This is a genomic window from Nocardioides deserti (genome assembly GCF_014266025.1).
GTDB lineage: Bacteria > Actinomycetota > Actinomycetes > Propionibacteriales > Nocardioidaceae > Nocardioides > Nocardioides deserti.
On sequence record NZ_JACMYC010000006.1, the window covers coordinates 126742 to 148294 of the forward strand.

General features: G+C 73.8%; 18 protein-coding genes. 10 read left to right on the plus strand and 8 right to left on the minus strand.

Annotated elements, in window-relative coordinates:
• Positions 1-232 precede the first annotated feature (232 nt).
• A complete protein-coding gene (locus H7344_RS12250) occupies positions 233-598 on the minus strand; it encodes a hypothetical protein (protein WP_186346313.1) in 366 nt (121 codons plus the stop codon).
• A gap of 253 nt (positions 599-851) precedes the next feature.
• Between H7344_RS12250 and H7344_RS21210 the strand changes: the two genes are divergently transcribed.
• On the plus strand, positions 852-1805 hold the full coding sequence (locus H7344_RS21210) for a M23 family metallopeptidase (RefSeq protein WP_186346314.1): 954 nt from the start codon (positions 852-854) through the stop codon (positions 1803-1805).
• 126 nt (positions 1806-1931) lie between these two features.
• On the opposite strand, the gene pcrA is transcribed toward H7344_RS21210, so the two are convergent.
• Positions 1932-4412: a DNA helicase PcrA gene (gene pcrA, locus H7344_RS12260; RefSeq protein ID WP_186346315.1), complete on the minus strand. Its 2481-nt coding sequence runs from the start codon at positions 4410-4412 to the stop codon at positions 1932-1934.
• Between the two features lie 238 nt (positions 4413-4650).
• On the opposite strand from pcrA, the gene H7344_RS12265 reads away from it, so the two are divergent.
• The gene (locus H7344_RS12265) at positions 4651-5679 is read left to right on the plus strand and encodes a type IV toxin-antitoxin system AbiEi family antitoxin domain-containing protein (RefSeq protein ID WP_186346316.1); all 1029 of its coding nucleotides are present in this window, start codon (positions 4651-4653) and stop codon (positions 5677-5679) included.
• 104 nt (positions 5680-5783) lie between these two features.
• Here H7344_RS12265 and H7344_RS12270 read toward each other — a convergent pair whose 3' ends face one another.
• The 4 genes from H7344_RS12270 to H7344_RS12285 all read right to left on the minus strand — a co-directional run bounded on the left by H7344_RS12270 (position 5784) and on the right by H7344_RS12285 (position 9675).
• Positions 5784-6143, minus strand: a complete 360-nt coding sequence (locus H7344_RS12270; RefSeq protein ID WP_186346317.1) for a hypothetical protein — start codon at positions 6141-6143, stop codon at positions 5784-5786.
• 75 nt (positions 6144-6218) lie between these two features.
• Positions 6219-7616, minus strand: coding sequence for an APC family permease (locus H7344_RS12275; RefSeq protein WP_186346318.1), 1398 nt, complete (start codon positions 7614-7616; stop codon positions 6219-6221).
• Positions 7617-7682: 66 nt separating this feature from the next.
• The gene (locus H7344_RS12280) at positions 7683-8393 is read right to left on the minus strand and encodes a LuxR C-terminal-related transcriptional regulator (RefSeq protein WP_186346319.1); all 711 of its coding nucleotides are present in this window, start codon (positions 8391-8393) and stop codon (positions 7683-7685) included.
• Positions 8386-9675, minus strand: a complete 1290-nt coding sequence (locus H7344_RS12285) for an ATP-binding protein (RefSeq protein ID WP_186346320.1) — start codon at positions 9673-9675, stop codon at positions 8386-8388. The genes H7344_RS12280 and H7344_RS12285 overlap by 8 nt, the downstream gene beginning before the upstream one ends.
• Positions 9676-9844: 169 nt before the next feature.
• Here H7344_RS12285 and H7344_RS12290 point away from each other — a divergent pair, with 169 nt between their 5' ends.
• A complete protein-coding gene (locus H7344_RS12290) occupies positions 9845-11134 on the plus strand; it encodes a PspC domain-containing protein (RefSeq protein WP_186346321.1) in 1290 nt (429 codons plus the stop codon).
• Positions 11131-11376 carry a hypothetical protein gene (locus tag H7344_RS12295; protein ID WP_186346322.1) on the plus strand — a complete coding sequence of 82 codons (246 nt, stop codon included), beginning with the start codon at positions 11131-11133 and terminating at the stop codon, positions 11374-11376. Before H7344_RS12290 ends, H7344_RS12295 begins: the two co-directional genes overlap by 4 nt.
• On the opposite strand, the gene H7344_RS12300 is transcribed toward H7344_RS12295, so the two are convergent.
• Complete coding sequence (locus H7344_RS12300) at positions 11373-12311, minus strand: glycerophosphodiester phosphodiesterase family protein (protein WP_186346323.1); 939 nt, start codon at positions 12309-12311, stop codon at positions 11373-11375. The two genes, H7344_RS12295 and H7344_RS12300, sit on opposite strands and share 4 nt — an antisense overlap.
• A 71-nt stretch (positions 12312-12382) precedes the next feature.
• Between H7344_RS12300 and H7344_RS12305 the strand changes: the two genes are divergently transcribed.
• The 4 genes from H7344_RS12305 (at position 12383) to H7344_RS12320 (ending at position 17540) form a co-directional block, all read left to right on the plus strand.
• The gene (locus tag H7344_RS12305) at positions 12383-12925 is read left to right on the plus strand and encodes a YbaK/EbsC family protein (protein WP_186346324.1); all 543 of its coding nucleotides are present in this window, start codon (positions 12383-12385) and stop codon (positions 12923-12925) included.
• 67 nt (positions 12926-12992) lie between these two features.
• Positions 12993-13970, plus strand: a complete 978-nt coding sequence (locus H7344_RS12310; RefSeq protein ID WP_186346325.1) for a hypothetical protein — start codon at positions 12993-12995, stop codon at positions 13968-13970.
• Positions 13971-14028: 58 nt separating this feature from the next.
• Positions 14029-15795 carry an ABC transporter ATP-binding protein gene (locus H7344_RS12315; RefSeq protein ID WP_186346326.1) on the plus strand — a complete coding sequence of 589 codons (1767 nt, stop codon included), beginning with the start codon at positions 14029-14031 and terminating at the stop codon, positions 15793-15795.
• The gene (locus tag H7344_RS12320; RefSeq protein ID WP_186346327.1) at positions 15792-17540 is read left to right on the plus strand and encodes an ABC transporter ATP-binding protein; all 1749 of its coding nucleotides are present in this window, start codon (positions 15792-15794) and stop codon (positions 17538-17540) included. The genes H7344_RS12315 and H7344_RS12320 overlap by 4 nt, the downstream gene beginning before the upstream one ends.
• A gap of 36 nt (positions 17541-17576) precedes the next feature.
• On the opposite strand, the gene npdG is transcribed toward H7344_RS12320, so the two are convergent.
• Entirely contained in the window at positions 17577-18248 is a 672-nt protein-coding gene (npdG, locus tag H7344_RS12325; protein WP_186346328.1) for an NADPH-dependent F420 reductase, read from the minus strand.
• A 119-nt stretch (positions 18249-18367) separates the two neighbouring features.
• On the opposite strand from npdG, the gene H7344_RS12330 reads away from it, so the two are divergent.
• Positions 18368-20452 carry an acyltransferase family protein gene (locus H7344_RS12330; protein WP_186346329.1) on the plus strand — a complete coding sequence of 695 codons (2085 nt, stop codon included), beginning with the start codon at positions 18368-18370 and terminating at the stop codon, positions 20450-20452.
• 48 nt (positions 20453-20500) lie between these two features.
• Positions 20501-21538 carry an LLM class F420-dependent oxidoreductase gene (locus H7344_RS12335; RefSeq protein ID WP_186346330.1) on the plus strand — a complete coding sequence of 346 codons (1038 nt, stop codon included), beginning with the start codon at positions 20501-20503 and terminating at the stop codon, positions 21536-21538.
• Positions 21539-21553: the final 15 nt, after the last annotated feature.

Genomic DNA, 21553 nt, shown 5'->3' on the forward strand with positions numbered 1-21553 from the left:
CCAGTCCTATTCAGGGTGCGGGCCGCGTCCGGCGCGGGGCGCGCGGCGGCCCGGGGGTGTCCTCGCGGCACACTAGACCTGTCGCCGGGTCGGCGACGAGGGCAGAGGGCGCCTACGTGACGCAACGCACTAGCCGTCGGCCGACGCCACGTCCGGGCCCCGGTGCCCCGTCCGGGCTCCGCTCACCCGTTCCTCCTGCAGGGGGACGCCGTGTCGTCGGCCACGCCGGCCGTCAGCCGGTCGGCGCCTCGTCCGCCACCCGCCGGACCACGTCGGCGGCCCGGTCGTCCGTCGCGGCGGTCACCAGGACGATCGCGTCGTCGGCGTCGTCCGGGTCGCCAGCGAGGTCCGCGGCGAGCGACCCCGCGTCGTACGACGGCGGCGTCAGGAGGACGACGACGGCGACGTCCTCCTGGACGGCGGCGGCGGTCACCAACCGCTCGTCGACGCCCTGACCTGCATGGACGACCTCGTGGCCCGCGTCGCGCAGCGCTCGCGCCAACCGCGTCAGGGCCTGGTCGCTCGGCGTCGGCTCGCCCTCGGATCCGATCGCGGACGCGTCGGCGTCCGACAGGGCAGCGAGCAGGAGCCTGGGCACGGGAGCGCAGCCTAGGGCGTCGCACGACCGGCCGGAGCCGTCCTCCACACCGTCGCGCACATCGTCCACAAGGTTGTCCAGCCCGATTTCGATGACCGTGACCGGTCCGTTACAGTCGCCACTCGTCCCTCCCCTCCCTCGGGAACGGGCCGGAAGCGCACGCCTGCAGCCGACAGCAACGGAGTCACCATTCATGGGTAACCACCGAGCGGACCGTCGCGGCCCTCGCCGCCGTCCCTCGGAGACCCCGCGGGTGACCGCTGGCCGTCGCGTGGCCGGACGGGAACCCCTTACCCGGGGCTCCCTCGAGGCAAACCCCGCCGCCGCGACCACGACCGCCGTCGGCTCCGACGCGACCACGGTCTTCCGCGACCACGACGTCACCGTCGAGATGCCCCTGGTGCGCACCGACGCCCGCACGACGACCACCACCGTGGGCAAGCGCAAGGCCGTCAAGCAGACCGGCTCCCGCGGCCCGCTGCTCAAGGGCCTCCCCTCCGCGCCGGTCCTCGTCGGTGCGGCGGCCCTCGCGGTCTCGGTCGGCGGCGTGGTCACCACCGGCACCCCGGAACTGGTCGCCGAGCAGGTGAAGGTCCAGCAGCCCACCGCGCTCAGCGGTGCCAGCGGCGTCTCCAGCGTGGACGTGCTGGACCGCTCCAGCGGCGTCAGCCGTGACTCCCGGCGCGACGCCCTCGCCGACACCGCCGACGCGGAGCTCGTGGCCGAGGCCGCGAAGCAGATGCGCCAGCGCAACACCGCGCTCGCCCAGTTCGCGAAGGACGCCGAGAAGCACGCGGCGAAGATCGCCGAGAACCAGTGGGTCATGCCCCTCGCCGGTTACCGGCTCACCGCCCGCTTCGGCGACTACGGCCTCTGGGCGAGCTACCACACCGGCCTCGACTTCGCCGCGCCCACCGGCACCCCGCTGCTGGCCATGGCCAACGCCGTCGTCACGAGCGTCGGGTACGACGGCGCCTACGGCAACAAGACCGTCCTCACCCTCGAGGACGGCACCGAGCTCTGGTACTGCCACCAGACCTCCACGACCGTCTCCCCCGGCGACGTCGTCCGCGCCGGCGAGGTCATCGGCACCGTCGGCTCCACCGGCAACGTCACCGGCCCGCACCTGCACCTCGAGGTCCGCCCCGGCGCCGGTGACCCCGTCGACCCGTTCGCCGCGCTGCAGGTCCACGGCCTGACGCCGTAGCGAGGACGCGCCCGTCCCTGCTGTCGGCGGGCACGTCACCGGGTCTCGACACGCTCGTTGCGACCTCGTCCCTCGGTCGCAGGCGCGTGCTCGACCACCGTCGAGCTCCGCCCCGGCTCCGCCGGGTCAGAGCTTCTCGACGGGCGCGTACCGCAGCAGCAGCCGCTTGACGCCCTCGCTGCCGAAGTCGATCGAGGCGACCGCCTTCTCGGCCACGCCCTCGAGCGCGACGACGGTGCCCATGCCGAACGAGTCGTGCAGGACCCGGTCGCCGGGCTCCAGGGACGGCACCTCGCGGGCCGGCTTGGACTTCGCGGCGGCGTCGGCGCGCAGGGCGGCCGAGGAGAAGTTGCGTCGACCGGCGGCGGTCGGGGTGGCCAGGCGGGTGCTGCCGCCTCCGCCGGACAGGTCCGGCCGGCTCCAGGAGGTCTGCGCGGCCTCGGTCCGCTTCCAGTCCACGAGGTCGACCGGCAGCTCGTCGAGGAACCGCGAGCCCGGGTTGTGCGACGGCGCGCCCCAGGCCGAGCGGACGACCGCACGGGAGATGTAGAGCCGTTCGCGGGCGCGGGTGAGGCCGACGTACGCCAGACGGCGCTCCTCCTCCAGCTCGGGCTGGTCACCGAGCGCGCGGGCGTGCGGGAAGACACCGTCCTCGAGGCCGGTGAGGAAGACGACCGGGAACTCCAGGCCCTTGGCGGTGTGGAGGGTCATCAGGGTGACCACGCCGTCATCGTCCTGCGGGATCGAGTCGGTGTCGGCGACGAGCGCGACCCGCTCGAGGAAGTCGCGCAGGCCGGGCGCGACCGTGCCGGCGTCGACGTCGGCGGGGTCGGCCGACGGCCCGGCGACGGGGTCGTCGGAGAACTCGCGGGCGACGGCGACGAGCTCGGCGAGGTTCTCGATGCGGGTGGCGTCCTGCGGGTCGTCGGAGTCCTCGAGCTCGGCGAGGTAGCCCGAACGGGCCAGCACGGTCTCGAGCACGACGTCGGCGCGCTCGCCGGCCTCCACCATCGACTGGAGCTCCTCGACCATCGCGACGAAGCCGCGGATGTTGGTCGCGGAGCGGGTGGCGAGGCCGGGCGCGTCGTCGGCGCGGCGCAGTGCCTCCCAGAAGGTGAGTCGGTCGCGGTCGGCCAGCGCGCTCACGCACTCGACCGCGCGGTCGCCGATGCCGCGCTTGGGGGTGTTGAGGATCCGACGCAGCGAGACCTGGTCGTCGGGGTTGGCGAGCATGCGCAGGTAGGCCAGGGCGTCGCGGACCTCGCGCCGCTCGTAGAAGCGGACGCCACCGACGACCTTGTACGGCTGGCCGGTGCGGATGAACACCTCCTCGAACACGCGCGACTGGGCGTTGGTGCGGTAGAAGACCGCGACGTCCGCCGGGCGCACGCCGTGCTCGTCGACCAGCTCGTCGATGGTCTGCGAGACGAACCGGGCCTCGTCGTGCTCGTCGTCGGCGACGTACCCGACGATCCGGTCGCCGTCGCCGGCGTCGGACCACAGCCGCTTGGGCTTGCGGCCCTTGTTGTTGCCGATGACGGCGTTGGCGGCGTTGAGGATGGTCTGGGTCGAGCGGTAGTTCTGCTCGAGCAGGATCGAGGTGGCGTTCGGGAAGTCCTTCTCGAAGTCGAGGATGTTGCGGATGTTGGCGCCGCGGAAGGCGTAGATCGACTGGTCCGCGTCACCGACGACCATCAGCTCGGCCGGCTCCACGCGCTGGGCGTCGTCGGCCGCGCCGGTCTCCTCCATCGGGTCGGCGCAGAGCTGGTGGATGAGGGCGTACTGGGCGTGGTTGGTGTCCTGGTACTCGTCGACGAGCACGTGGCGGAACCGCCGGCGGTAGGTCTCGCGCACCTCCGGGTAGGCCTGGAGCAGGTTGACCGTGGCCATGATCAGGTCGTCGAAGTCGAGCGCGTTGGCCTCGCGCAGGCGCCGCTGGTAGAGCTCGTAGACCGCGGCGTAGGTCTCCTCGAGCTTGTTCTTGGCGTCCTTCTTGACCTCGTCGACGTCGCGCAGCTCGTTCTTGTGGTTGCTCACCCGGTGCAGCAGCGCGCCCGGCTGGTAGCGCTTCGGGTCGAGGTCGAGGTCCTTGCAGACCAGCTGCATCAGGCGCTTTTGGTCGGCCGCGTCGTAGATCGAGAAGCTCGACTTGAACCCGAGCTTGTCGACCTCCTTGCGCAGGATCCGCACGCAGGCCGAGTGGAACGTGCTCACCCACATGATCCGCGCGCGCTTGCCGACCAGGTCCTCGACGCGCTCCTTCATCTCGGCCGCTGCCTTATTGGTGAAGGTGATCGCCAGGATCGAGCCCGGGTGGGCCTGCCGCTCCTGGATCAGCCAGGCGATCCGCCGGGTCAGCACGCGGGTCTTCCCCGACCCCGCCCCCGCCACCACCAGCAGCGGCGCACCGGCGTGGACCACCGCGGCCCGCTGAGGCTCGTTGAGCCCCTCGAGCAGCTCCTCCCGGCTCGGCCCGCGCCGCGGCGTACGGGGTCGGTCGCCTGGGCCGTCGGAGCCGCCGTCGGGGCCACCGTTGGTGCCGCCGGCGGGGGTGGTCGCGGGGTCGGCGAGCAGGTGCTCGAAGCCGGGGAGGGAGGGGGTGCTCATGCTGGTGCCAGCCTACGTTCCGCCGGGGACGCTCGGCCTGCCGCGGGCTTGTAACGCGACGTTGGCTGCTCTACCAGCACGCTGCAGCGTGCTGGTAGAGCGGCGAACCTGTCGTTACATGTGCCGCGGCCGCCGTCGCGGACCGGGATCCGCTCACATCAGGCAGGCCCGGACGCGTCCTCCACAGCGGGGGGCTCGAGGTGGTACGCCGCGGCGCGATGCGAGCAGCGTCGCGGGCATGCACCCCGAGATCGCCGCCCTCCTGGGCGCCGCGCCGCACCTCGTCATCCGCCGGCAGGCGCTCGCTGCGGGGATGACCGAGCGCGAGGTGGATCGCCTGGTGCGGGCCGGCGCGTGGGTGGCGGTCCGACGGGGCGTGTACGCCGATCGCACGCACGTCGCGATGCTGACCACCCGTTCGGCCCGCCAGCGGCTGCACGACGACGCCGTCGCGCTGTCCACCCGGATCGAGCACGTCCGCAGCCACGACAGTGCGGCCGTCGTGTGGGGCCTCGCCGTGCCGTTGCCGCCCGTGCCGGTGACCCACCTGACCGTGCCGGTCCCACCGGGCTCTCGGAGCCGGCCGCAACGGTGCCGGTTCCGACACGGGACGAAGCACCACCTGGCGCCGTACGGCGTGGCCGACCGACCGACGGTCGTGGACGGAGTACCGGTGCTCGGGCTCGCCCGCACGGCGGTCGACATGGCGCGGGAGCACGACCTCGCGACCGGGGTGGCGGCCGTGGACGGCGCGCTGCACGCGGGCGTGCCACGTGGCGAGCTGACGGCCGTGACCGAGCGGATGCACTACTGGCCGAACATCAACCGCGTCCGCCAGGCCATCGACCTCGGCGACAGCGGCGCGGAGTCGCTGGGCGAGTCGCTCGCCCGCCTGCTCGTCATGCAGCTGGGACGGGGTCGGCCGCAGACGCAGTTCGGGCTCGCGCGGGACGGACGGACCGCCTTCGCCGACCTCCGGATCGGTCGGCACCTGTTCGAGTTCGACGGCCGGCTGAAGTACCACCGTGGCTTCGGCGACGGTCGCTCCGCGGAACAGGTCGTCTGGGACGAGAAGGTCCGGCAGGACTGGTACTGCTCCTACCAGCTCGGGATGAGCCGCCTGGTCTGGGCCGACGTGATCGGGCCCGGGACGGCGGCGGCCCTGGCCCGGCTCGAGCGGGAGGTGGCGTACACCGAGGCCCGCTTCGGCATCGACATCAGCGACTTGGCGCCGTACGTCGTCCCGCGCCGGCGGCCGGCCGCCTGACGCAAGCCCCGGACATGTAACGCGACGTTCGCCGCTCTATCTGCACGTTGCAGCGTGCAGATAGAGCGGGGAACTGTCCGTTACCAAGCGCGCGGGGGGCCTGGTCAGGCGTGCGCGGAGGCCCAGAAGACAGCGACGCCGATGTTGACGACGGTGAGGAGGACCAGGAGGGTCCAAAGGCCCTGGGTGATGCGCTCCTTGCGGACGTTGGCCATGACCAGCCCGAGGATGACCAGGCCGATGAGGAGCTTGACGGCGACCTTCACGTGGTCGAGGTCGCCGAGGTCGCCGGCCTCGATGACGCCGACGAGGGCGAGCCCGGCGACGAAGGCGGTGCCGGAGCCGTCACGCATGGCGGCGTTGACCGCCTTCTCGGGCAGCCGCGCCTGGGCGAGCAAGCCTCCGAGGAGGGCGGCGAAGCCCAGGATGTGCAGGAACAGCAGGATCAGCCGCACGGTCTCCATGCCGCGGACGCTAGCGGGTCGGCGTGATCGGGAGCACGACCGGCCGCGGGCGGCGTCCCGCTCGTGCGATCAGGGTCACCCCGCCGGTGCGTCGGCGGACCGGTTGCCGTGACCGCTGATCATCCTGGCGAGGAAGAGCACGCCGCCCAGGGCCAGCAGGGCGGCGCACCACAGCAGCGACTTCGGGTCGTCCCAGACGACGTACCCGAGGAGGAGGGCGTTGCCGACGATGCCGACCAGCAGCAGCGGGGTGCTGGCCCGGTAGGTTCCGTCGCTCTCGTCCTGGCCGCGGAGCTTGAGCGCGGAGACGATCACGAGCCCGTAGATGAACAGCGTGAAGACCACGGTCACCGTGGCGAGGCGTGCCACGACGTCGACGCCGATCCCCGCGTCGTTCAGCAGGGCGCCGGCGACGAGCAGGCCGCCCACCACCATGGCGGCGAAGCCGAGCGCGAACCAGGGGCTGCGACGCTCGCGGAGCAGCTTGCCGAAGACGTTCGGGACGACGTCCTCCTGGGCCATGCCGTAGAGGATGCGGGACTCGGTCACCACCGCCACCAGGGTGGTGTTGGTGATGGCGGTCATCGCGATCACGGCGAACAGGATGGTCATGAAGCCGACCGGCAGCGGCAGGATCCCGGTCTCGACCACCTCGAGCAGCGCCGCGTCGGATCCGGCGAGCGTGTCGAGCGGGACCGTCAGGCCGGCCGTCATCGCGACCAGCACGTAGATGACCCCGGCGGTCGCCATGCCGCCGACCAGGGCCTTCGGGAAGGTCCGCTGCGGATTCCTGCACTCTTCGGCGACGTTCGCGGCGTTCTCGAAGCCGGTCATCGCGAAGAACGCGAGGGCGACGCCCGAGATGATCGCGAAGATCGGGTTGCCGTCGGCGTCGAAGCTGGTCAGCGTCCCGAAGTCGGCCTTCCCCTCGGCGACGTACCAGACGCCGATCACCATGATGATGACCAGGCCCGCGATCTCGACGAAGGTCATGACGACGTTGGCGACCACCGACTCCGTGATGCCGATCAGGTTGACGACCACGAGGACGAGGACGAAGAGCAGGCTCACCAGGAGAGCCGGCGGGAGCGACCAGAGCTCGGCGAAGTACGCCGAGAACCCGGTCGCCAGCGACCCCGCGGCCGCGAACGACGCCGACAGCATGCACACCGTGATCAGGAACGTCAGCGGCATGTTCTTGAACGCCTTGTTGACGTAGAGCGCGGCCCCGGCGGCCTGGGGGTACTTCGTGACCAGCTCGGCGTAGGCGAGCCCGGTGATGGTCGCCAACGTGACGCCGACCGCGAAGGCGATCCAGAAGGCCCCGCCGACCGCGCCGGCCACCAGACCGATCAGGACGTAGATGCCCGATCCGAGCACGTCCCCGAGCACGTAGAAGTACAGCTGGGAACCGCTGATCGAGCGCTTGAGCTCGCCGCTGTCAGCTGCGGTGGGATCGCTCGTCCCGGTCATGGGTGCCCCCGTCGGGTAGTCGGTGCGGAGCCCGTTACCCGTCGATCGGAGACGCGAAACCGCAGGTCAGAGCAGGCGGCGGTCCGACGCCCACCGGGTCAGCTCGTGCCGGGACGACAGCTGGAGCTTGCGCAGCACGCTGGACATGTGGGTCTCGACGGTCTTGATGGAGATGAACAGCTCCTTGGCGACCTCCTTGTAGGCGTAGCCGCGCGCGATCAGCCGCATCACCTCCCGCTCCCGCTCGGTCAACCGGTCGAGGTCCTCGTCGACGGCGGCGACCTCGATGGAGCCGGAGAACGCGTCCAGCACGAACCCCGCCAGCCGCGGGGAGAACACCGCGTCCCCCTCGGCCACGCGGCCGATCGCGGAGACCAGCTCGGGGCCGGTGATCGTCTTGGTGACGTACCCGCGCGCCCCGCCGCGGATCGTCCCGATCACGTCCTCCGCGGCGTCGCTGACCGACAGCGCGAGGTAGCGCGTGCCCGGCGAGGACCCGGCCGCGGTCGCGCGTCGCATGACCTCCACCCCGCCGCCCCCGGGCAGGTGGACGTCGAGCAGCACCACGTCGGGGCGGTACGCCGCCACGGCGGCCACCGCCTCGTCGACGTCGGCGGCCTCGCCCAGCACGCGGACCGCCTCGGCACCGGCCGCCCCGTCGGCAACCCCGCCGGCAGCCCCGAGCTCCGCGATCACCCCGCGGCGGAACATCGCGTGGTCGTCGACCACCACGACCGTGACCGGGGTCGGGGTCGGGGTGGGTGCCTGCTCACTCATCGCTCTCCTCCTGCCGGGGCAGGTGCAACCGCACCTCGGTCCCCTCGCCGACGCCGGTGCGGACCTCGGCGGTCCCGCCGTGGCGCTCCATCCGGTCGATGATGCTGTGCCGGACGCCGTACCGGTCCGACGGGGTCGCGGCCGGGTCGAACCCGATCCCGCGGTCGCGCACGAAGACGTCGACGGCGGCGGGCGTCACCTCGGCGTACACGTCGACCTGGCCGGTGCCGGCGTGCTTGGCCGCGTTGGTGAGCGCCTCGCGGGTCGCCTGGACGACCGCGCGCAGCGGCTCGCCGAACGCACAGTCCCCCACCGTGACGACCTCGACCGAGACGCCGTGGGCGTCCTCGACCTCCGCGGCGACCCCGCGCAGCGCGCTGGCGACCGTGCGCTCGTCCGTCGACTCGCCGGCGTAGAGCCAGGCCCGCAGGTCGCGCTCCTGGGACCGCGCCAGCCGCGCCACGGTGGCCGCGTCGCCGGCGTTCTTCTGGATCAGCGCGAGCGTCTGGAGCACCGAGTCGTGCAGGTGGGCCGCGACGTCGGCGCGCTCCTGGGTGCGCACCCGCTCGGCCCGCTCGGCGGCCAGGTCGCTGACCAGCCGGAAGATCCACGGCCCAGCGACCAGCCCGACGCCGATCACGCCCAGCCCGCCGGCGACGACCGCCCCCCGGGCCTCTTGGAGCGAGCCGCTGTCGAAGCCGAAGATGAAGAACGCCGAGACGACGAGCAGCACGCCCAGGCCGACCCGGACGTACGCCGCCCAGCCGCCGCCGCCGAAGACCATCTGGACCGGGTCGAGCCGCCCGGTGTGGTCCAGCCAGCGCTCCCGCTGGACCTCGTCGGCCTGCCGCCACAGCAGCGCGAGCCCCGCCAGGCCGAGCGCGATCGGCCACAGCGTCGCCCCGCGTCCCCAGGCCGCCTCGACCATCAGCACCGCGCCGACGCCGAGCACGACGACGGCGACCGCGGGGCCGACGTCGCCGAGCCGCCGCACCCGGCCGGGGCGCCGGCCGCGACGGCGGGCGCTGGCGAGGCCGGGCGCCTCGTCCTCGACGTACGGCTGGGCGGGCAGCACCAGCCACAGGCCGCCGTACAACGCCACGCCCAGGCCGCCGAACACGGTCGCGACGACGAACGCCGTCCGCACCCACACCACCGGGAGGGCCAGGTGCTCGGCGAGGCCGCCGGCGACACCGCCGACCACCGGCTCGGCGGTGTCGCGGTAGGCGCGGCGGACGTCGTCGCGGGGCCGGGTGCCCGTCGCGGTGGTCTCGGTGGTCATCTCCGTCCCATCGTCGCACCCGGCGCGGACCCCCACCACGGGGTCGGACCCCGGGCCGACCCTGACCTGCGGACCGGGGGTCCGTGCCCAGGATCCGGGGAGTGCGGTCGGGCACGGACCAGGGGTTCCCCCGATGGTCCGCAGGCGTTCGGGCGGCCAGGCTGGTGCCATGACCACCACGCCGCCCGACGCACCACCCGAGCCCGGTCCCCAGCACGGACCTCAGCCCGGCACCGGCCCGCGCACCACACGGGAGGAGGTGCGCGACCTCGGCCGCCTGCGCCGCAGCAGCACCGACCGGAAGGTGGCCGGCGTCGCGGGCGGACTGGCCCGCCACCTCGACGTCGACCCGATCATCCTGCGCGTGGCGCTCGTCGTGCTGGTGTTCTTCGGTGGTGCGGGCCTGATCGTGTACGGCGCGGTCTGGCTGCTCGTCCCGCAGGACGACGCCGTGGAGGCGCCGTTCCACCTCGACGACCGCAACCGCGCGGTCGCCCTGACGATCGTCGGCGTCGTCGCGCTGCTCTCGATGCTCGGCGACTCGTGGGGAATCTTCGACTTCCCGTGGCCACTGGCGATCGTGGCGATCCTGGCGCTGCTCCTCCTCGACCGGTCAGACCGCAGCAAGCGCCGCACAGCGGCCCCCGGCGACCCGAGCACCGGCACGTACACCGGGCCGCACACCGGGCCGTACGCCGCGCCCCACACCGCGCCGCACACCGCGCCGCACACCGCGCCGCACACCGCGCCGCACACCGCGCCCTACACAGCCCCGCACACCGCACCGCCGGGCACACCCGGCACGACCTGGGGCCCGACCGCGCCACCCCCGCCGCCGAGCAACCCGCGTCGCCGCGGACCTCTGCTGTTCTGGTTCACCATGGCGCTCGCGGCGCTGGGCATCGGCGTGCTCGGCCTGCTCGACCTCGGCGGGATGCCGGTCGACGACTCGGCGTACTCCGCGCTCGTCGTGGCCGTCTGCGGCGTGATGCTCCTGCTCGGCGCCTTCTGGGGCCGCGCCGGCGGGCTGGTCGCGGTCGGCATCGTCGCCGCCCTCGGCACCGCCACCACCGTGCTCACCGAGTCGGTCGGCGGCGGGCAGAGCACCTACCGGCCCACGGACGCGGCCGGCGTGGCGTCGACCTACCAGTCCGGCACCGGCGAGCTCGTCCTGGACCTGACCGACGTCGCGGACCTCGACGACCTCGACGGGCGCACCGTGCTGGTCGAGAACGGCATCGGCCGGATCGAGGTCCTGGTCCCTGCGGGCCTGGACGTCGAGGCCGAGGCGAGCGTCGGCGTCGGCAACGCCCGGATCTTCGGGTCGGACCAGGGTGGCCTCGGCATCGAGAACTCCTACGCCTACGACGCGCCGGGCACCGACAACCCCACCCTCACCCTCGACGCCCACCTGGGCGTCGGGCAGGTCGAGGTCCACACCGGAGGAGACGCACGATGAAGCGCAGCTGGGAGCAGGGCCGTCACCCCGTCGACGTCGGTCACCTCGTCATGGGGATCGCGTTCCTCGGCCTGGTCGCGATCTGGGCGATCGTGGAGTCCGACGCCGTCCAGGGCGAGGACGTCCGCTGGCTGCTGCCGGTGCCGTGGGTGCTGGCGGGCGTCGTCGGCCTGCTGGTGACGACCCTCGTGCCCCGCCGCCGGGCCGTCCGCGACGACCACGACCGCCACCAGGACGTCTAGCCGGTCCGCTCCTGGGCGGCCAGCCAGTCGGCGCGCGCGGCGACGGTGATGTCCGGCTGGTCGCTGAACAGGCCGTCCACGCCGGCGTCGAGCAGGTCGCGGACCTCGGCGTACGGGTCCGGCACCAGCTCGGCGCGCAGCGTCCAGGCGTGGACGGCCAGCCCGAAGGCGTGCGCCTCGGCCACCAGGTCGGGGGTCGCGAGGCTCTTGTGCACGCCGAGGACCGAGGCGTACGTCGCCACGCGGGCGACGTCCGGGCACTCGCCCTCGTCGACGAGCCGCACCAGCGGCACGTCGGTCTGCCCGGCCAGCCGGCGCAGCGCGTCCTCCTCGAAGGACTGCAGCTGCGAGCGGCCGCCCGGCCCGTCGAGGCGGTGGCGGGCGAGCACCTCGAGCAGGGTCTCCTCGACCGGCAGCCCGATCGAGGCGAAGTACGACGCCTCCTTGATCTCCGCGCAGAGCCGGATCCGGCGGCCCGACCGCCGGGACTCGTGGTGCACGAGCGCGCAGATCTCGTCGAGCGTGGGCACGGCCCACAGCCCGTCGTACCGGGTGTTGCCCGGCCGCATCGCCGGGTGGCGCTCGACGGCGCGGAGCGTGCGGAGCTCGGCGAGGGTGAGGTCCTCGGTGAACCAGCCGGTGACCTCGCGGCCGCCGACAACCTTGGTGCGGCGGCGGTCGGCGAGCTCGGGGTGGTCGGCGACGTCGGTGGTGCGGGAGATCTCGTTCTCGTGCCGGGCGACGAGGACGCCGTCGCGGGTCGGGACGAGGTCGGGCTCGATGGCGTCGGCGCCCATCCGGACGGCGAGGCGGTAGGCGGCGAGGGTGTTCTCGGGGCGGTGGCCGGACGCGCCGCGGTGGCCGATGACCTGCGGCGAGCCGGTGAGCAGTCCGTGGTCCGAGCCGGTGCTCGGGGCGGGAACGGGAGCGATCACGCGACCAGCGTCCGCGCCGCGGGTGGCCGGGCAGCGGGGACGACGTGAACACCCGGTGTCAGGATCACGACATGCCCCTCCCGTCCCTCGGGACCCTGGTGTCCCTGCCCGCGACCGATCACCCCGACCTCCTGGCGCCGCCCGTGGTCGCCGCGCTGGCCGGCTGGCCGCACGCCGGCGACGTCGCCGTGACCGAGATCGACCCGGCGCTCGCAGACACCGCGGCGCTGACCGAGGCGTTCGACCTGCCGCTGACCGCGTCGGCCAACTGCGTGCTGGTCGCCGGCCGCCGCGGCGGGGAGGAGAAGGTCGCCGCCTGCGTGGTCCGAGCCGACACCCGCGCCGACGTCAACAACCGGGTCAAGCGGCTGCTCGACGTCCGCAAGGCGTCGTTCCTGCCGATGGACCGGGCCGTCGAGGAGTCCGGCATGGAACACGGCGGCATCACCCCGGTCGGCCTGCCGACCGGCTGGCGGCTGCTCGTCGACGCCCGCGTCGCCGAGATCGACGTGGCCGTCATCGGCTCGGGCGTACGCCGTTCCAAGCTGCTGCTGCCCGGCCGTCTGGTCGCCGAGCTCCCCGGCGCCGAGCTGGTGGAGGACCTCGCCGGCTGAGCGTCCGCGCCGCCTCGACCGGCGGAAGGCGGTGGCGCCGCGGGCCGGTCCGGCCCACAATCGCCGGATGGACCGCAGGGACGGTCGCCGGGTCCCGTCGACGCTCGCCATGGTTCCCAGCTCGACCAGCGGCCGGGCGGCGCTGGTCGCGCTGGCCCTCCTCCTGGCGCTGCCGGCCTGCTCCGCAGCGGACGACCCCGACGCGGCGACGGTCGACCCGTCCCCCTCCATCCGCACGCTCACCCCGCTGCCGCCCCCGCCCGAGCCGCCGCCGACCGGCCGGCTGCTGGCCGACCTGCGGCAGTCCTCGAGGGACGCGGCGCTCGGGCGGATCCAGGTGTGGCTCGACAACGACACGACCGGGACGGTGACGCCGACGCGGATCGTCTACCGCGACCCCCGGCTGCGGGCGCCGCTGGTCGCCGAGCGGCTGCGACCGGCACCGGCGCAGGCCGAGCGCGGGTACACGCTCGTCCTCCCCGATCGGCCGGCCTGCGCCGCGCGGGACGAGCGGGTCACCGGCCAGGTCGTCGTGCGGCACGACGGCCGGACCGAGCCGGTCGAGGTCGAGGACCCGACCGACGTGGTGGGGCGGTTCGTCCGCGCCCGCTGCCTCGAGCTCGCCGTGGCGGAGGTGGCGCGGCTGCGGTGGTCCGACGAGGTCGTCGCGCCCGGCGACGTACCCGTGCAGGTCGGGGACACCGCCGCCCTCACGCTCGTGGCGGTCCCCACCGGCGAGCCCGGCCGCGAGCTGGTCGTCGAGACGGTCGGCGCGACGCCGATCCTCTCCCCCGTCGACGGCTCGTCGGCGTGGTCGCCGCGGCTGCGGGTGCGCGGCGACGGGCCGCGACAGGAGGTGCGGCTGCCGCTGAAGCCGACCCGCTGCGACACCCACGCCTTCCTGGAGTCCGGCGGCGCGACGGCGCTGCGGCTGCGGGTGGTGCTGGACGGCGAGCCGGGCGAGCTCGTGCTGCGGATGGGCCCGGCCGGGGCGGCGGCGGCGATCGACTTCGCGGTCGCCTCCTGTGGTCTCGGCAACACCTGAGCGGGGACGGACGGAAAAGGATTCGTCGCCGTTCGGACCGCGTCCTTAACGTTGTCCGGTGATCCACCTCCCCCTCGAGAACCCCGGCACCGCCGACGCCCGCTCACCGGGGAGGTTCCTGTGGTGGATGGCGCGTGGGCAGTGGCGCACGCTCGCCGCCGGGGCTGCGTTCGGGATCGTGTGGATGGGCAGCCAGGCGGTGATGCCGGCGATCATCGGGCGGGCGATCGACGAGGGCGTCGCCGACCGCGACGGCCGCACCCTCGGGTGGCTCGCCGGGCTCCTGCTGGCCGTCGGCCTGCTGCAGGCGGCGAGCGGGATCATGCGGCACCGGTTCGCGGTCACGAACTGGCTCGTCGCGGCGTACCGCACCGTCCAGCTCGTCGGCCGGCAGGCGGTCCACCTCGGCGGCACGCTGCCGCGCAAGGTCTCCGGCGGCGAGGTCGTCGCCATCGGCACCACCGACCTCTCCCACCTCGGCCAGGTCATGGACGTCTCCGCCCGGTTCGCCGGCGCGGTCGTGTCCTTCGTGCTCGTGGCCGTGATCCTGCTGCAGACCTCGACGACGCTGGGGCTGGTCGTGCTCATCGGCGTCCCCGCGCTGATGCTGCTCGTCGGGCCGCTGCTCCGGCCCCTGCAGCGGCGCGCGCACCGCCAGCGCGAGCTGATGAGCCACCTCTCCAACACCGCGACCGACATCGTCTCCGGCCTGCGGGTGCTGCGCGGGATCGGCGGCGAGCAGGTCTTCCACGACCGCTACCGCCGCGAGTCGCAGACCACCCGCCGCGCCGGCGTCCAGGTCGCGAAGCTGCAGTCGGTCCTCGACGCGCTGCAGGTGTTCCTGCCCGGTGTGTTCGTCGTGCTGGTCGTCTGGCTCGGCGCGCGGTACGCCGTGCAGGGCACGATCACGCCCGGCGAGCTGGTCGCCTTCTACGGCTACTCCGCGTTCCTGATGATCCCGCTGCGGACCGCCACGGAGTACGCCAACAAGTTCATCCGCGCCCGCGTCGCCGCCGGCCGCGTCGTCCGCGTCCTGGCGCTCACCCCCGACCACCTCGACCCGGTCGCGCCGCTCCCCTCGCCGCCGGTCGGCTCGGAGCTGGTCGACCTGCGCAGCGGCCTGCGCGTGCGGCCCGGCTCGATGGTCGCGCTGGTCAGCGAGCAGCCCCACGAGACCGCCGAGCTCGCCGACCGGCTCGGCCTGTGCGCACCCGAGGTCGACGACCAGGTGCTCCTCGGCGGCGTGCCGCTGTCGGGTCTCACCCGGGCGGAGGTACGCCGCCGGGTGGTCGTCTCCGACACCGGCTCCATGCTGTTCTCCGGCCGCCTCGGCGACCGGCTCGACGTCTCCGGCGACGGCCGCTCGGTCGACCGCGCCCTGCGCACCGCCTCCGCCGACGACATCCTCGCGGCGCTCCCCGACGGGTTGGACACCCTCGTCGCCGAGCGCGGCCGCAGCTTCTCCGGCGGCCAGCGCCAGCGGCTCGTCCTGGCCCGGGCGCTCGTCGCGGAGCCGGAGGTGCTCGTGCTGGTCGAGCCGACCTCGGCCGTCGACGCCCACACCGAGGCGCGGATCGCCGCCCGGCTGCGCGAGCACCGAGCCGGCCGGACCACGGTCGTCACGACGTCCAGCCCGCTGCTGCTCGACGCCGTCGACGAGGTCGCGCTCGTCCGCGACGGCGTCGTGGTCGCCACCGGCCGCCACGTCGACCTGCTCGCCGGCGACGCGGCGTACCGCCGGGTCGTCACGCGCGAGACCGACCCCGAGCCGCTCGCCGACTCACCTGCCGACCTGCCCGCCGAGACCGTGGAGGCGGCCCGATGAGCACCACCGCCCTGCCCGTCGCCGGGACCCGCTCGGTGCGGCGGTACGCGGGCCGCCTGGTCCGCAAGCACCCGCGGATGGTCTGGGGCGCGCTGCTGCTGCACGTGCTCGCCGCCGTCGCCGCGCTCGCCGCGCCCCGCCTGCTGGGTGACCTCGTCGAGGCCGTCGAGCAGGGCACGACCACCGACCACGTCGACCGGATCATGCTGCTGCTGGCCGGCTTCGTGGTGCTGCAGGCCGTGCTCACCCGGTACGCCCGCTACATCAGCCAGGTGCTCGCCGAGAAGGTCCTCGCCGACCTGCGCGAGGACTTCGTCGGCAACGCGCTCGCACTGCCGCTCGGCACCGTCGAGGAGGCCGGCTCCGGCGACCTGCTGACCCGCACCAGCCGCGACGTGGACCAGCTCGGCTGGTCGGTGCGGATGGCGCTGCCGGAGTGGACGATCGCCGTCATCACCGCGGTGGTCACCTTCCTCGCAGCGGTGAGCGTCGGCTGGTGGGTCATCCTGCCGTGCCTGCTCGGCGTCCCGCCGCTCGTTGTCGGCCTGCGGTGGTACCTCGCCCGCGCCAAGGACGGCTACCTGCGCGAGTCCGCGACGTACTCCCAGATCAACGCCACCCTCACCGAGACCGTCCACGGCGCCCGCACCGTCGAGGCGCTCGGGATCGGCGACGAGCGGGTCCGCGCGATCGACGACGACATCGCCGACTCGTTCGCGGCCGAGCGCTACACGCTGCGGCTGCGCACGGTCTTCTTCCCGAGCATGGAGATCAGCTACCTGCTGCCGACCGTCGGCACGCTGCTGCTCGGCGGGTGGCTCTACCTGCGCGGCGAGGTCTCCCTCGGCGACGTCACCGCCGCCACCCTCTACGTCCAGATGCTCATCGACCCCGTCGACCGGATCGTGTCGATCCTCGACGAGCTGCAGATGGGCGCCGCCTCGCTCGCCCGCCTGCTCGGCATCGCCGACGTCCCCGACGACCGCACCGCGACCGACCGGGTGCCGGACGGCGAGGAGCTCGCGGCCGAGGACGTCCGGTTCTCGTACGCCGCCGGGCGCGACGTCCTCCACGGCGTCGACCTCCGGGTCGGCGTCGGCGAGCGGATCGCCATGGTCGGCCCGTCGGGCGCCGGCAAGTCCACCCTGGGCCGGCTGCTCGCGGGCATCCACCCGCCGCGCACCGGCTCGGTCACCGTCGGCGGCGTCGGGCTCACCGAGCTGCCGCTGGACGACCTGCGCGGCCACGTCGCCCTGGTGACCCAGGAGCACCACGTCTTCGTCGGCACCCTGCGCGAGAACCTCGCCCTCGCCGCCAAGCCCGGCGCCGGTGAGGACGACGTGCGCTCCGCCCTGGCCGCCGTCGACGCCCTCGAGTGGGTCGACGCCCTGCCCGAGGGCCTCGACACCGTCGTCGGCTCCGGCGGCCGCACCCTCACCGACGCCCAGGCCCAGCAGGTAGCCCTCGCCCGCCTCGTGCTTGCGGACCCGCACACGCTGGTCCTCGACGAGGCGACCTCGCTCATCGACCCGCGCGCGGCACGCCACCTCGAGCGCTCGCTCGCCGCCGTCCTCGAGGGCCGCACGGTCATCGCGATCGCCCACCGCCTCTTCTCCGCCCACGACGCCGACCGCGTCGCCGTCGTCGAGGACGGCCGCATCGCCGAGCTCGGCTCCCACGACGAGCTCGTCGCCGCCGGCGGCTCCTACGCCGCCCTCTGGGAGTCCTGGAACGGCCGCTCCTGACCTGGCGGGGGGCGTCGGTCGGCGGGCCGGCGCTCGTCAGACGCCGTGGATGCGGATGCCGGAGTGGGTCTTGTACTTGCGGTTGATGGAGATCAGGACCGCGGTGAGGGGCTCGAGCTGGCGCGCGAGGCGGAGCTTGCCGGCGTCGATGCCGGGGCGGCCGGTGACGGAGGCGGCCAGCTCCATGACCGGCTCCTTCGCGTCGGTCTTGTCGCCGACGACGAGGATGTCCTCGCCGTCGAGGAACTCGTCCTCGCCCCACAGCGTCACGGCGGAGACGTGGTGGAAGGCGCCGACGACGGTGGCCTCGGGCTGGAGCCGCTGCGCGGACTCCGCCGCGGAGCCCTCGCCGCCGTCGATGACCAGCCCGTGCGCGCCGCGCTTGTCGAAGGCGAGCGGGTTGACGCAGGAGATGACGACCTTGCCGGCCAGCGGCAGCGAGGCGACCAGCTCGTCGTGGCCGTCGTACGGCACCGCGAGCAGCACCAGGTCCGCCTCGGCGCACGCGTCGGCGTTCGCGGCGCCGGTGACCGTGCCGGCACCCTCGACGCCGGCGAGCCGCTCGGTGACCTCGCCCGCGGTGGCCTCGGCCTTCTCCGCAGCGCGCGAGCCGAGCACGACCGTGTGGCCGCCGCGGGCGAACCGGTAGCCTAGGCCCTTGCCCTGCGGGCCGGTGCCCCCGATCACGGCGATGCGGTACGACGTCACGCTGCTGCTCCCTCTGCTCGCGGATGGTGCGGACCACGATCGTCCCACCGGGCCGCGCGTGACCCGGGCGGGGTCCCGCCCGTTGGTACCCTGCCGGGCGACGTGACGGGGGCAGGCTGATGGCGCGAGCGCTGCGCGGGGACATCCAGGGGCTGCGGGCACTCGCGGTCCTGGTCGTCATCGTCAGCCACGCCGGCGTCACCTGGCTGCCGGGCGGGTACGTCGGTGTCGACGTCTTCTTCGTGATCTCCGGCTACCTCATCGCCGGGCTGCTCTACCGCGAGGTCGAGCGCGACGGCCGGTTCTCGCTGCTGGGCTTCTGGTCGCGACGCGCCCGCCGGATCCTCCCGGCGGCGACGGTCGTGACGGCGGTGACCGTGCTGACCGCGCTGGCGTGGTTCAGCCTGCTCGACGCCCGCCAGGTCGTGGAGGACGCGCTGTGGTCCGCGTTCTTCGCCGCCAACATCCACTTCGCGCGCCAGGACGTCGACTACTTCGCCTCCGACCTGGGCGTCTCGCCGCTGCAGCACTACTGGTCGCTCGCCGTCGAGGAGCAGTTCTACGTCGCGTGGCCGCTGCTGCTCCTGCTGGTGCTCGCCGTCTGGCGGCTGGTGCGCCGCGGATCGGGCGGGCTGCCCCGCGGGGCCGTGCTCGGCACGCTGCTGGTGGTGACCGGCGCGTCGTTCGCCTGGTCGGTGCTGCACAGCGCCGAGCAGCCGGGGGCGGCGTACTTCTCGACCCTGACCCGGGCCTGGGAGCTCGGGCTCGGCGCGATCGTCGCGCTCGTCCCGGCCACCGCGCTGCGCAGGCTGGGCCGCGTCCCGGCGACGCTGCTCGCCGCCCTCGGCCTCGCCATGGTGGCCGGGGCCTGCGTCGTGCTCGACGACGGCACGGCCTTCCCGGGGTACGCCGCCGCGCTGCCCGTCGTCGGCAGCGGGCTCGTCCTGCTGGCCGGCGCGGGGGCGGCCCGCCCGCTGACCGACGTCGTGCTCGCGTGGCGGCCGGTGCGCGTGGTCGGCGACTGGTCGTACTCGCTCTACCTGTGGCACTGGCCGGCCCTCGTGCTGCCCGCCGGCCTGCTCGGCCGGTCGCTCGAGGCCTGGGAGGCCGCGGCGGCCGTGCTCGTGACATTCGTGCTGTCGGCCGTCACCTACACCTACGTCGAGCTGCCGTTCCGGCAGGGCCGGCCCGCGCTCGCGCTGGGCGTGCCCCGCGCGATCGTGCTCTACCCGGCGAGCTTCGCGCTCGTCGCCGCCACCTGCGCGGGCACGTGGTGGTGGACCGGCGAGCGCGCGGACGCCGGCGACAACCCGGCGATCACCGCCGACGGGCTCACCCACGACGACCCCGACGGCACGGTCGCGCTCGTGCGCGCCTCGGTCGACGCCGCCCGCGAGCGGCGGGCCGTCCCGAGCGACCTCGACCCCGACCTGCTCGACCTGCGCGCGTCCGTCGCCGACGTCGGCGCCTGCGACTACAGCACCGACGTGCGCCGGCTCTGCCCGCGCGGCGACACCGAGGCCGACCGCACGGTCGTGGTCACCGGCGACTCGCACGCCCGCGCCTGGATCCCCGCGTTCGACCGGATCGCCGACGAGGGCGGTTGGACGGCGTACTACCTCGTCAAGCCGCAGTGCACCGCCGCCCACGTCGTCCCCGCACCGGTCGACCAGGACCGCCCGTTCACCGAGTGCACCGTCTTCCACGACTGGGTCGCCGATCAAGTCGCGTCGCTGGAGCCCGACCTCGTCGTGGTCACGTCCTCCCCGCCGGTCAACGGGATCTACGACGGGGACCGGCGCTACGAGGCGATCGACCGGGTCACCCCGCTGCTCGCGCAGGGGTACGACGACCTGTTCTCCGACCTGCGCCGGGCCGCGGACCGGGTGGTGCTGCTGCGGGACGTGCCCAAGTCGTCGTACGACCCCGGCACCTGCCTGACCACCGGCTCGCCCAGCCTCGGCGACTGCACCTTCCAGCCCGTCGAGCGTTCCCGCAGGCTCGGCGACGTGGCGGTCACGTCGGCGCGACTGGCGGGCGCGGAGGTCGTCGACCCGACGCCGTGGCTGTGCTACCAGGACCTCTGCCCGGTGGTCGTCGGCGGCACGCTGACCTACCGCGACACCGACCACCTGACCACGGAGTACGCCGCGTCCCTGGCCGGCGCGCTCGGCCGTGCGCTGCACATGCTCGACCGACGGTGAGCACCCCCACCTTGTGACGGTGACAGCACCGGTGTCAGGGTGAGCGGCATGAAGCTCTCGATGCCGCTGATGTACGACGGGAACCCGCGCCAGGCCGCCGACCAGGTCGTCGCGCTCGAGAAGGCCGGCCTCGACACGGTGTGGGTGGCCGAGGCGTACGGCTTCGACTCCCCCACGCTGATGGGCTACCTCGCCGCGAAGACCGAGACCCTCGAGATCGGTGCGGCGATCCTCAACGTCTTCTCCCGCACCCCCGGCGCGCTGCTGCAGACCGCGGCCGGCCTCGACAACGTCTCCGGCGGCCGCGCGGTCATCGGGCTGGGAGCGTCCGGCCCGCAGGTGATCGAGGGCTTCCACGGCCTGCCGTACGACAAGCCGCTCGGCCGCACCCGTGAGGTCATCAAGATCCTGCGCCAGGGCCTGCGCCGCGAGCCGCTGCAGCACGAGGGCAAGGTCTTCACCCTCCCACTGCCGGCCGACCAGGGCCTCGGCCTCGGCAAGCCGCTGAAGCTGCTCACCCGCCCCGAGCGCCCGGCCGTCCCGCTGTGGGTGGCCTCGCTCGGCGACGCCAACGTCGCGATGACCGCCGAGGTCGCCGACGGCTGGATCCCCCACCTCTTCCTGCCCGAGAAGGCGAACGACGTCTGGGGCGCCGCCCTCGCCAAGGGCACCGCCAAGCGCTCCGCCGACCTCGGCCCGCTCGAGGTCACCGCCGGCGGCATGGTCGCGATCGGCGAGGGCGAGGACACCAAGGCGCTCCTCGACTTCGCCCGCCCGATCTACGCCCTCTACGTCGGCGGCATGGGCGCCCGCGGCAAGAACTTCTACAACGACCTCGCCTGCCAGTATGGCTACGAGGCCGAGGCCAAGCAGATCCAGGACCTCTACCTCGACGGCAAGAAGAAGGAGGCGGAGGCGCTCGTGCCGCTCGAGTGGCTCGAGGCCGGCAACTTCGTCGGGCCGGAGTCCTACGTCAAGGAGCGGATCGCCGCCTTCGCCGAGGCCGGCGTCACCAACCTCCAGGTCACCCCGGTCAGCCCCGACCCTGCCGCCACGATCTCCCAGCTCAAGGAGTGGGTCTCCTGACCCGCGCCTGACCCG

Excerpts from the sequence above, each read along its gene's own strand:
- pcrA (WP_186346315.1), bottom strand. The coding sequence starts at position 4,412 with ATGAGCACCCCCTCCCTCCCCGGCTTCGAGCACCTGCTCGCCGACCCC.
- H7344_RS12265 (WP_186346316.1), top strand. The coding sequence starts at position 4,651 with ATGCACCCCGAGATCGCCGCCCTCCTGGGCGCCGCGCCGCACCTCGTC.
- H7344_RS12270 (WP_186346317.1), bottom strand. The coding sequence starts at position 6,143 with ATGGAGACCGTGCGGCTGATCCTGCTGTTCCTGCACATCCTGGGCTTC.
- H7344_RS12275 (WP_186346318.1), bottom strand. The coding sequence starts at position 7,616 with ATGACCGGGACGAGCGATCCCACCGCAGCTGACAGCGGCGAGCTCAAG.
- H7344_RS12280 (WP_186346319.1), bottom strand. The coding sequence starts at position 8,393 with ATGAGTGAGCAGGCACCCACCCCGACCCCGACCCCGGTCACGGTCGTG.
- H7344_RS12285 (WP_186346320.1), bottom strand. The coding sequence starts at position 9,675 with ATGACCACCGAGACCACCGCGACGGGCACCCGGCCCCGCGACGACGTC.
- H7344_RS12290 (WP_186346321.1), top strand. The coding sequence starts at position 9,845 with ATGACCACCACGCCGCCCGACGCACCACCCGAGCCCGGTCCCCAGCAC.
- H7344_RS12295 (WP_186346322.1), top strand. The coding sequence starts at position 11,131 with ATGAAGCGCAGCTGGGAGCAGGGCCGTCACCCCGTCGACGTCGGTCAC.
- H7344_RS12305 (WP_186346324.1), top strand. The coding sequence starts at position 12,383 with ATGCCCCTCCCGTCCCTCGGGACCCTGGTGTCCCTGCCCGCGACCGAT.
- H7344_RS12310 (WP_186346325.1), top strand. The coding sequence starts at position 12,993 with ATGGACCGCAGGGACGGTCGCCGGGTCCCGTCGACGCTCGCCATGGTT.
- H7344_RS12320 (WP_186346327.1), top strand. The coding sequence starts at position 15,792 with ATGAGCACCACCGCCCTGCCCGTCGCCGGGACCCGCTCGGTGCGGCGG.
- H7344_RS12330 (WP_186346329.1), top strand. The coding sequence starts at position 18,368 with ATGGCGCGAGCGCTGCGCGGGGACATCCAGGGGCTGCGGGCACTCGCG.
- H7344_RS12335 (WP_186346330.1), top strand. The coding sequence starts at position 20,501 with ATGAAGCTCTCGATGCCGCTGATGTACGACGGGAACCCGCGCCAGGCC.